The organism is Novosphingobium sp. UBA6272 (genome assembly GCF_002440635.1).
In the GTDB taxonomy this organism is placed as follows: domain Bacteria; phylum Pseudomonadota; class Alphaproteobacteria; order Sphingomonadales; family Sphingomonadaceae; genus Novosphingobium.
Genome location: NZ_DJUW01000004.1, coordinates 103,077 through 112,815 on the forward strand (window position 1 = coordinate 103,077; position 9,739 = coordinate 112,815).

10 protein-coding genes are annotated in these 9,739 nt (G+C 64.8%); 6 read left to right on the top strand and 4 right to left on the bottom strand.

Going from position 1 to position 9,739, the window contains the following annotated elements:
- Nucleotides 1-4 precede the first annotated feature (4 nt).
- Nucleotides 5-640, bottom strand: a complete 636-nt coding sequence (locus B2V17_RS04125) for a Tim44/TimA family putative adaptor protein (protein ID WP_414690760.1) — start codon at nt 638-640, stop codon at nt 5-7.
- A gap of 248 nt (nt 641-888) precedes the next feature.
- Here B2V17_RS04125 and secB point away from each other — a divergent pair, with 248 nt between their 5' ends.
- The 4 genes from secB (at nt 889) to B2V17_RS04145 (ending at nt 4,901) form a co-directional block, all read left to right on the top strand.
- Nucleotides 889-1,428 (top strand): protein-export chaperone SecB, encoded by a 540-nt coding sequence (gene secB, locus B2V17_RS04130; RefSeq protein WP_292995488.1) that lies wholly within the window; start codon nt 889-891, stop codon nt 1,426-1,428.
- 23 nt (nt 1,429-1,451) lie between these two features.
- Nucleotides 1,452-3,068, top strand: a complete 1,617-nt coding sequence (murJ, locus tag B2V17_RS04135) for a murein biosynthesis integral membrane protein MurJ (protein WP_292995490.1) — start codon at nt 1,452-1,454, stop codon at nt 3,066-3,068.
- Between the two features lies 1 nt (nt 3,069).
- Nucleotides 3,070-4,086: a tryptophan--tRNA ligase gene (trpS, locus tag B2V17_RS04140; protein WP_292995492.1), complete on the top strand. Its 1,017-nt coding sequence runs from the start codon at nt 3,070-3,072 to the stop codon at nt 4,084-4,086.
- Nucleotides 4,087-4,217: 131 nt separating this feature from the next.
- Nucleotides 4,218-4,901 carry a DUF4136 domain-containing protein gene (locus B2V17_RS04145; protein ID WP_292995494.1) on the top strand — a complete coding sequence of 228 codons (684 nt, stop codon included), beginning with the start codon at nt 4,218-4,220 and terminating at the stop codon, nt 4,899-4,901.
- Nucleotides 4,902-5,059: 158 nt separating this feature from the next.
- Here B2V17_RS04145 and dut read toward each other — a convergent pair whose 3' ends face one another.
- Both dut and B2V17_RS04155 read right to left on the bottom strand, forming a co-directional pair.
- Nucleotides 5,060-5,536, bottom strand: a complete 477-nt coding sequence (dut, locus tag B2V17_RS04150) for a dUTP diphosphatase (RefSeq protein ID WP_292995496.1) — start codon at nt 5,534-5,536, stop codon at nt 5,060-5,062.
- Nucleotides 5,514-7,103 carry a bifunctional phosphopantothenoylcysteine decarboxylase/phosphopantothenate synthase gene (locus B2V17_RS04155; protein ID WP_292995498.1) on the bottom strand — a complete coding sequence of 530 codons (1,590 nt, stop codon included), beginning with the start codon at nt 7,101-7,103 and terminating at the stop codon, nt 5,514-5,516. Before B2V17_RS04155 ends, dut begins: the two co-directional genes overlap by 23 nt.
- Before the next feature lie 106 nt (nt 7,104-7,209).
- Between B2V17_RS04155 and B2V17_RS04160 the strand changes: the two genes are divergently transcribed.
- Nucleotides 7,210-7,608 (top strand): DUF4345 family protein, encoded by a 399-nt coding sequence (locus B2V17_RS04160; protein ID WP_292995500.1) that lies wholly within the window; start codon nt 7,210-7,212, stop codon nt 7,606-7,608.
- 1 nt (nt 7,609) lies between these two features.
- Here B2V17_RS04160 and B2V17_RS04165 read toward each other — a convergent pair whose 3' ends face one another.
- Entirely contained in the window at nt 7,610-8,743 is a 1,134-nt protein-coding gene (locus B2V17_RS04165; RefSeq protein ID WP_292995502.1) for a hypothetical protein, read from the bottom strand.
- A gap of 127 nt (nt 8,744-8,870) precedes the next feature.
- Between B2V17_RS04165 and B2V17_RS04170 the strand changes: the two genes are divergently transcribed.
- Nucleotides 8,871-9,739: ATP-dependent metallopeptidase FtsH/Yme1/Tma family protein (locus B2V17_RS04170; protein ID WP_292995504.1), on the top strand; the 869-nt coding region annotated here is incomplete at its 3' end.

The window sequence follows — 9,739 nt, forward strand, 5'->3', positions numbered from 1 at the left end:
CCAATCAGCCTTCGTCGGTTTCGTCGACCAGCCAGTCCGGCGAAGTGGACTGGGTGCTGCGCGAGAAGGTCCACAGATCGCGGATTTCGACCGCGTCGTTAAGCGATCCAGCGATTACCTGGCCTTCGGCGTTGCGGGTGACGGCAGCGATGTCCGCTCCGAAGCGGACCGTAATCCGGGCCATCGGGGCGCGATAATCGGCCGCGACGATATTGGCGTCCTCGATCCGCACCAGTTTGTAATCCAGCGTTTCGCCGGCAGCCTCGCGCGCATCCAGCGCGGCGTTGAAACCTTCGAGCACATCGGCGTCGCACAGCCGGGCGAGCGCTTCGCGGTCACCCCGCCAGAAGGCTTCGAGGACCATACGATAGGCGGCCTTGGCCCCTTCGAGGAAGGCCAGCATATCAAAATGACGGTCGGCAGCGGCGATTTCACGGATCCCGCGTTCGATCGCCGGGGTTACGCCGGGGACCAGGATACGGGGGGGAACTACGGCACCGGTCTGCTCACCCGGCTGGCTGCGGGGTGCATCGGTGCGCGGACCCTTCGGCTCAAACCGGGGCGGAAGCGGCTGCTCTTCATGCTCGGCACGGCGGCCCAGCACGGAATAGAGCCGCAGGCCCAGAAAGGCCGCAACCATGGCGATGATGACGATCTCTACAGTCTTATCCAAGGTACCAGTCCCGGCCGCAAAGGCGGCGTTGCCAGTGCGGTTCTTGCTACAAATAGGTAGTCTTGACAAATGAACAACGCGTGGACGGCTCCATTCGTGCAATTTTTGCGGGCAATCGGTGCGCGGCGGCAACAGCAGCCATAACCGTTGCTCCGATGCGCCCCGCCTGCTAGGCGCGCGGCCAATCCGTTCCACCTGAGCCGAAAGCGATTGAAATGGCCGACGAAGGCAACAACATCATCACCGATCTCAACCTGGGCGGCGATCCGCAGCCCAACGGGGCCGATACCCTGCCGGCCGCCGGGATCATCCAGCAATATGTCAAGGACCTGTCGGTTGAAGCGCCCAATGCGCCCGATTCCTTCCAGTGGCAGGATCCGCCGCAGATCGACGTCCAGTTCAACATTGGCGCGCGCGAGCTGGAAGGCACCGGCGGCGAAGTGAGCGAGGTCGAGCTGAAGATCTCTATCAATTCGAAGTGCCAGGCCGGCACCGCGTTTATCATCGACCTGTCCTATTGCGGGCTGATCGGGATGCGCAACATGGAAGATCAGCACAAGCACGCCTTCACCTATGCCGAAGCGCCGCGGATCCTGTTCCCGTTCGCGCGCAATGTGGTCGCCAACGCTGTGCGTGACGCCGGCTTCCCGCCGCTGCTGCTCGAACCGATCGATTTCAACGGTATCTACATGCAGCAGATCGCCGCCCAGGCCGAAGCGGGCGAGGCAGGCGAAGCGCCGGCCGGCCAGGCCTGATTGCCGCCTAACGGAGTCCGCCGATGAGCCTCGTCAAGAACGTCGGGACGATCGGCGGGCTGACCGCGGTCAGCCGCGTATTCGGCTTTGCCCGCGATATGTTGCTGGCGCGCGTGCTGGGCGCGGGGCTGGTGGCCGACGCCTTCCAGCTGGCCTTCACGCTGCCCAACACCTTTCGCCGGCTGTTTGCCGAAGGCGCGTTCAGCGTCGCCTTCGTCCCGATGTACAGCCGCGCATTGCACGGTCATGACGGCGAGCCCGGCAGCGAAGAAGCGGCCGAGCGGTTCGCCGGCGATGTCCTCTCGGTGTTCCTGTGGGTGCTACTGGCCTTCAGCACTTTATGCATGATCGGCATGGGCGGGATCGTCTGGCTGCTGGCTCGCGAATATGCCAGCGTTCCAGGCAAGTTCGAACTGGCGGTGTTCCTAAGTCGCATCACTTTTCCCTACCTGTTCTTCATCAGCCTGGTGGCGATGCTGTCCGGTCTGCTTAACGCCAGGTCACGCTTTGGCCCCGGCGCGCTGGCCCCGGTCCTGCTCAACCTGTTCCTGATCAGCGCGATCCTGCTGGGGAATTATCTGCGCGGCAACAGCGGCAACGATCACGTGATCGGCTATTGCATCGCGGCGGGCGTCTCGCTCTCGGGCCTGGCGCAGTTCCTGTATCTGGCGTGGGAAACCCGGCGCGCGGGGGTGCGGCTGCAAGTCAGGATGCCCCGCTTCACGCCCGAGGTGAAGCGCCTCGGTCTGTTGATCCTGCCTGCCACTTTCGGTGCGGGAATTTACCAGATCAGCCAGCTGGTCGATACATTCTTTGCCACCAGCCTGCCGCAAGGCTCGCTCTCGCTGCTCAAGCTGGCGGACCGGCTCAACCAGATGCCGCTCGGTATCGTCGGGATCGCGCTGGGTACGGCAATCCTGCCCATGCTGAGCCGGCACATCCACACCGGTGACGCGCGCGAAGCGCAGCGCCTGCAATCGAACGCGTTCGAAATCGCGACCTTGTTGACCCTCCCGGCCGCGGCCGCGCTCGCGGTCTGTGCCTTGCCGTTCTGCACCGCATTCTTTGTCGGCGGAAAGTTCACCGCGCAGGACGGCGCGCTGATGGCGCAGATCGTGGTGGCGCTGGTCGCCGGTCTCCCGGCCTATGTGATCGTCAAGATCCTCAATCCCGGGTTCTTCGCCCGCGAGGACACCCGCACCCCGGTGTGGACCGCGCTGGTTTCGCTTATCTTCAACGTGGCGATCAACCTCTATGTAGTGAACCGCTATGGCATCATTGGCCTGGCCGCCGCGACAGCGGCTTCGGCCACGCTCAATTGCATCTTGCTCTACGCGATCCTTCATCGCCGCGGCTGGTTCCGGTTTTCGGCCAAGTTGGCGAGCCGGATAGCGCGCCAGTTGGCCGCGACCGCGGCGATGAGCGCGGTGCTGTGGTGGCTGGTACCGCAGTTCACCACCGCTTATTCGGGCCCATGGTTCGGCCGGGTCTGGTCACTTTCCTTGCTGGTTGCGGCGGGGATGGGAACCTTCTTCGCGGTTGCCTTCCTGACCGGGGCGCTCGACAAGGACCTGATCGCGCAGCTGCGCCGCAAGCGGCCTGACACCAAGCGCGACGACGACATTCTTGAGGTTCAGTAAAATGCGTATCGTTTCCGGCATCCAGCCCACCGGCAATCTCCACCTCGGCAATTACCTGGGGGCAATCCGCAATTGGGTGCGGATGCAGGACCAGCTGGTTGAGGGCGGGGGGCAGGCGCTCTATTTCCTCGCCGATCTTCACGCGATCAGCCAGCCGCACGTCCCGGCCGAGCTCAAGCAGAACACGCTGGAGATGACCGCAGCGCTGGTCGCCTGCGGGATCGATCCCGACAAGTCGGTGCTGTTCAACCAGGCCCAGGTCCCGGCCCATGCCGAGCTGCAATGGCTGCTGAGCGGGACCGCGCGGATGGGCTGGCTGAACCGGATGACCCAGTGGAAAGACAAGGCCGGCAAGAACCGCGAGGGCCAGTCGGTCGCCTTGTTCACCTATCCGGTGCTGCAGGCAGCTGACGTTCTGCTCTATCAGGCCACCCACGTACCGGTGGGCGAGGACCAGAAGCAGCATCTGGAGCTGGCCCGCGACATCGCGCAGAAGTTCAACAACGATTTCGCCAGCGAAGCCGCGCCGGTCTTTACCCTGCCCGAACCGATCATCCCGCCCGAAGCGGCCCGGATCATGAGCCTGCGCGATGGCAGTGCGAAGATGAGCAAGAGCGATCCCTCGGACATGAGCCGGATCAACCTGACCGACGATGCCGACACGATCATGCAGAAGGTCAAGAAGGCCAAGACCGATCCCGAGCCACTTCCCGGCGATAAAGCCGGGCTGGAAGGCCGGCCCGAAGCGGCCAACCTGGTCGGGATCTATGCGGCGGTGGCAGGCGAAAGCCAGGACGCGGTGCTGGCCCGGTTCGGCGGCGAGGGCTTTGGCCGGTTCAAACCGGCGCTGGGCGAACTGCTGGTCGAAAGCCTGGCCCCGATCAACGCCCGCTTCGTCGAACTGCGACAAGACCGCGAAGCGCTCGACGCGATCCTGGCCAAAGGCGCGCTCAAGGCCCGGGAAATGGCTGGACCGACGCTGAAGGCCGCCTATGGTGCACTTGGCGTGGTGCGCTGACGTGCCCGAATGGGACGGCCAACCGTTCAACCCCGATTAAGCGCGCTTGGCGCAGGCTCGGGTCAATCCTAGACTTTCCGCTGATCCGCTGGCGATTCGCTGGCGGGCAGTCCGAACCGAGGAATGGGTCGATGTTTGATACGAAGCGTCCTGTTTTCACTGTCCTGAAGGCCGCAGCGGCGGCGGCGATGATCGGCGCGCTGGGTGCCTGCGCCACGCCGTTCAAGGCCGATGTCGAACGCTATTCGGCGCAGCTTCCGGCCCCGAAGGGCCAGACTTTTGCCGTGGTGGCCGATAGCCCGCTGAAGAATGGTGGATTGGAATTCAGCCAGTACTCCACCCTGGTGACCGCCAAGATGCAGTCGCTGGGCTATGCCCCCGCCGCCGATCCGACCACCGCCGACCTGATCGTCCGCTTTGACTATGGTGTCGACCGCGGCCGGACCCAGGTTCGCCAGAGCGGGTTCGCCGATCCGTTCTGGTCGCCGTGGTACGGCTATCGCGGCTATGGCCACCGCCGCGGCTATTACAGCCCGTTCTATCCCCGCGCCGCCTGGGGCTATGGCTGGTACGATCCGTGGTTCGACGGCGGCTATGACAGCTATACCGTGTTCATCAGCGGGATCAGCCTGAAGATCGACCGCCGCGCCGATGGCCAGCGCCTGTTCGAAGGCAAGGCCGAAGCCGCCTCCACCTCGAACCGGCTGGGCTACCTCGTGCCCAACCTGGTGGAAGCGATGTTCACCGACTTCCCCGGCAACTCGGGCGAAACCGTGCGGATTTCGGTGGCGCCAGAGAAGAAGAAAAAGAACTGATTTGCTCAAATCCTCCCTGTGAGCGCAGCTCATGGGGAGGGGGACCGCCGCGAAGCGGTGGTGGTGGGGCCGGCGACGCCTGCGCAAAGGCCCCTCCGTCATTTGCTGCGCAAATGCCACCTCCCCATCGGCTCCGCCGACAGGGAGAATCTTGGCGTTCAGCTCCCCAGCGCGACAACCCCGCCGGTCGAGCCGAACCCGCCCGCGCCGCGCTCCGTCTCGTCTAGTTCCTCCGCAACCAGCCAGGTCGCGCGGGTTACAGGCGCGAGCACCAGTTGCGCCACGCGGTCGCCGCGGCGGATTTCGAAATCTGCACTGCCGTGGTTGATCAGGATGACCTTGAGTTCACCGCGATAGTCGCTGTCGATCGTGCCGGGGGTATTGGGCACGGTGATCCCGTGCTTGAGCGCCAGACCCGAACGCGGACGGACCTGGATTTCGAAACCGTGGGGGATCGCCATGGCCAGACCCGTCGCCACCGCGTGGCGAGCGCCCGGCGCGATCGTCACATCCTCGGCCGCAACCACGTCCATCCCCGCCGCGCCGTCGGTCGCATAGACCGGCAGATCGAGCCCTTCGCCGTGGGGCAGGCGCTTTACCCTTACCGGAACCTCATTTTGCAGCGGCGAGTGCATCGGCGATCCTTTCGACAATGGCCATGGCGACATCGCCCTTTGCCATTTCCGGAAGGTCTTCGACACCCTTGGCGGTGACGATATGCACGAGGTTTGAATCGCCGCCCATCACGCTGCCCGAAACGTCATTCGCAACGATCCAGTCCGCGCCCTTGCGCTTGCGCTTTTCCTTGGCGTGCTCGACCACCTTTTCGGTTTCGGCGGCAAAGCCAATCACCAGCTTGGGCCGTTTGTCGCTGACCGCAACCGTGGCGAGGATATCGGGGTTTTCGGTCAGCCGCAGCGAGGGCGGAGCCGCGCCGCGCTTCTTGATCTTCTCGGGCGCGAAATCCATCGTCCGCCAATCGGCTACCGCCGCGACCATCACCGCGACATCGGCCGGGAGCGACTGCTTCACCGCTTCGGCCATGTCGCGCGCGGTCTGGACATTGACCCGATCCACTCCCGGCGGGTTGGGCAGCGTAACCGGCCCCGATACCAGCGTGACCCGCGCGCCCAGCCGGGCGGCGGCGGCAGCAATGGCATAGCCCTGCTTGCCCGAGCTGCGGTTGGCGATGTAGCGGACCGGATCGATCGGCTCGTGCGTCGGCCCGGCGGTGACCAGCACGTGGCGGCCCTTGAGCGGGCCTTCGGGATCGATCAGGCCTTCATCGGGCGCGAAATCGGGCTGGCCGGTCAGCGGATCGGCTGCCAGCGCGCCTTCGTCGAACGGCTCGGGCAGCGAATCGTGGCGTGAGACCAGATGGTTGATCGCCTCGGGATCGGTCGGCGGCGCGGCCTTGGCCTTGCCCTTTTTCGAGAGGATCGGCGCGCTAAGGTCAACCTCCACCGGCGGCGCCTCCGCGACCTCGGCAAATTCGCCCTCGATCGGCTCGTCCTCGAACACGATCGGCTCACCCTTGGCGGCGCGCTGGATCAGACCGGCGGACAGCCCGCCCAGCCCGGTATCATCGCTCTCCTCCTCGCCCCCGTCCCAGCCGAGGTCGAGCATCGGCACCAGATCGGGTGCGGGCAACAGCATCGGCTCGTGTCCCAGCAGCTCGCAAATCGCGTTGTAGACCGCGACCGGCTCGGGCAACCGTCCGGGGCCGAATTCGCCACAGGCCATCGGGCCCTCGTCGGGCATCATCACATGGACCCCGCGCTCGGCCAGCGCGGCCACATTGGCCTGGGTCGCGGCATGCTCCCACATCCGCACGTTCATCGCCGGAACCACCATCACCGGTTTGTCGGTGGCGAGCAGCAGCGTGGTCGCCATATCGTCGGCGATGCCGTGAGTCATCTTGGCCAGCAAGTCCGCAGTCGCCGGGCAGACAACCACCAGATCGGCGCTGCGCGATAGCTGGATGTGCCCCATCTCGACCTCGTTGGTGAGGTCCCACAAAGTGGTGTGGACGGGGTTCTCGCTCAGCGCGGCAAGCGTCATCGCGGTAATGAATTTCGACCCGCCGACAGTAAGCACGCAGGTCACATCGCCGCCGCCCTTGCGGATCAGGCGGACGAGTTCACAGGCCTTGTAAGCGGCTATTCCACCGCCGACGACCAGCAGGATCTTAGGCTGAGCCATGGCAACGCGCTTGTGCAACGCCCTTCCCTCATGCGCAACAGGCTTTGCGAATGGGCTTCCATGCGTCATGGTGGAAAAAATCCGACTAATGGGGGTGGTTAACACAATGCGCCTGATCCTGACTGCACTGGTTTTCCTGTTCGGCCTGTTCGATCTGTTCATGGGCCTCAACTTCCTGCTCAACCCGGCGCAGACCGCCGCCGGCTTCGGACTGGAGGCTAACGGCACCCAAGGCCTCTCGACCTTGCGTGCCGATTTCACCGCCTTCTTCGGGGTGGTGGCAGTCTGCATGATGATCGGCGCCTGGCGCCGCAACGCCGACCTGCTGCTGGTCCCGATGGCCGTGATGGGCATCGCGGTAACAGTGCGGGCGCTCAGCCTGGGATTGGATGGAACCTATCCCGGCTGGCAAGTGCCGATGGTGGTCGAAGCGCTCCACGTGATCCTGCTGCTCGCCGCCTGGCGCGTGTTGCCGCACCACAAGATCGAAGAACTGACGTCGTGATCTAACGCGCCGCTTTCACCAGTGAGCCCACCGCCATCGGCACGAAAGCCAAGCCAACCAGCATCGCCGGGGCTATCACCGCGCCCCAGTAGAAATTGTCGGGCCGTCCTGCGATCATAAAGGCCAGGCCGTAGCCGAGGTACAGCAGCGTCGCGAAGGTTCCGGCCGGGCTCTTCCAGCCCGACCAGCCCAGCACCATCAGCACCACCAGCGGCCCGGCTATGAAGTGCGGCAGGAAGCGCAGGTTGCTGGATAACACGACGTTGGAAAGCCAGCCGGACAACCCGCGCAGTTCCAGCCAGGCCGGGCCAACCGGATCGCTTGGCAGAACTTGCTGAGCAACCTGGCCGAGATGCCAGGCAAGGTAGGCAAAGAAGGCCAGCGCCAGCGCGCTCCACGCCGCGCCTTCCTTCCAGTCGCGCCGCCAGAAGGCCATGGCGCCCATCAGCAGCACGAAGGGCAAGGCATGCTCTCGGATTGCCAGGGCGAGCGCGGCGACGGCCAGCGCCGCGCCCCAATTGCGCCCCGGCCGGTGCAGGCCCATGGCCAGGGCCAGCAGCATCCCGGCCCACAATTCGTGCAGCACGAAATAATAGCGGTTGAGCCCCAGCGAGGTCCCGAAGAACAGCAGCGCCATGGCAAAGCGTCGTTCACGCGCTGGCAGACCTTCATCGCCCAGCCGCCGCCACCACGCCCACAACGTCGCGGCGAGCAAGGCGATCGCCGCCGCCAAGGTTCCCGGAACCACCGCTTCTGCCCCGCGCCCCTTGTCGCCCAGCCAGACCGAGGCATAAGCCAGGGTCGGCAGCCGCACCGCCACGCCCGGGCGCAGCGGGTAGCTGGCCTTGCGATGCTCCTCGGCGGCGACCGCGTAATAGTTTTCGCCCTTGCCGATCCGCGCGATCACCCGGTCATAGAGCGCCAGGTCATCATCGCGCGGGCGTTCGGCCGCGGGCTTCGCCTCACCAACCGTGTTTTCGACGAAACCGGCCAGCGCGGTCTCCTGCTTGCCGGCGCGGATCGGGACCAGCGCCGCAGCGACCAGCAGCACCGCCACCGCCGCCAGCAGAAGCCGGGCGGGCAGGCGCGACCAGCCTGAAAAGCGATCACCTTCGAACTGTGCTGCGTGCTCCATGCGCCCCCCTAGCCCGGCATTTGTGCATTTGCGGTGAATCCGGCGCAAGAGATGGCAATCGGATATGCCCGTTAGCTTGCGATTCAGCAGGTCTCTCCTACATTGGCGGGGAAAGGATCCGATTGCGATGAACAATGAGGAACAGCCGAGCGGCAACCCGTGGATGAAGAACCTGCTTGTCTGGGGCGGGATCTTCCTGGCGCTGTTGCTGGTCGTGACCATGTTCAACGGCAAGACCGAGGCTCCGGGTGAGCCGGTCGGCTATTCGACTTTCCGCACCCAGGTGTCCGAGGGCAAGGTCCAGCAGGTCGATATCTCGCAGACCAAGATCGTCGGCAAGTACAAGGACGGCAAGCCCTTCACGACCACGCCGATCCCCAACGACACCACCCTGCCGACACTGCTCAACGAGAACGGCGTGCTGTACAATGGCAAGGTCCCTGACGAACCGGGCCTGATCGGCTGGCTGCTGGTCCAGATCCTGCCGTTCCTGCTGCTGATCGGTCTGATGGTCTTCGCGATGCGCCAGTTCCAGAAAGGCGGCGGGGCCGGCGGAGCGATGGGCTTTGGCAAGAGCAAGGCCAAGATGCTGACCGAAAAGCAGGGCCGCGTAACCTTTGCCGATGTCGCCGGGATCGACGAAGCGCGCGAAGAGCTGGAGGAAATTGTCGAGTTCCTGAAGGATCCGCACCGCTTCTCCAAGCTCGGCGGGCAGATCCCCAAGGGCGCGCTGCTGGTCGGCTCGCCCGGTACCGGCAAGACCCTGCTGGCCCGCGCGATCGCGGGTGAAGCCGGAGTACCGTTCTTCACCATTTCGGGTTCGGACTTCGTCGAGATGTTCGTCGGCGTTGGTGCCAGCCGCGTGCGCGACATGTTCGAGCACGCCAAGAAGAATGCCCCCTGCATCGTCTTCATCGACGAAATCGATGCGGTCGGCCGTCATCGTGGTCATGGCCTCGGCAATTCGAATGATGAGCGCGAGCAGACCCTCAACCA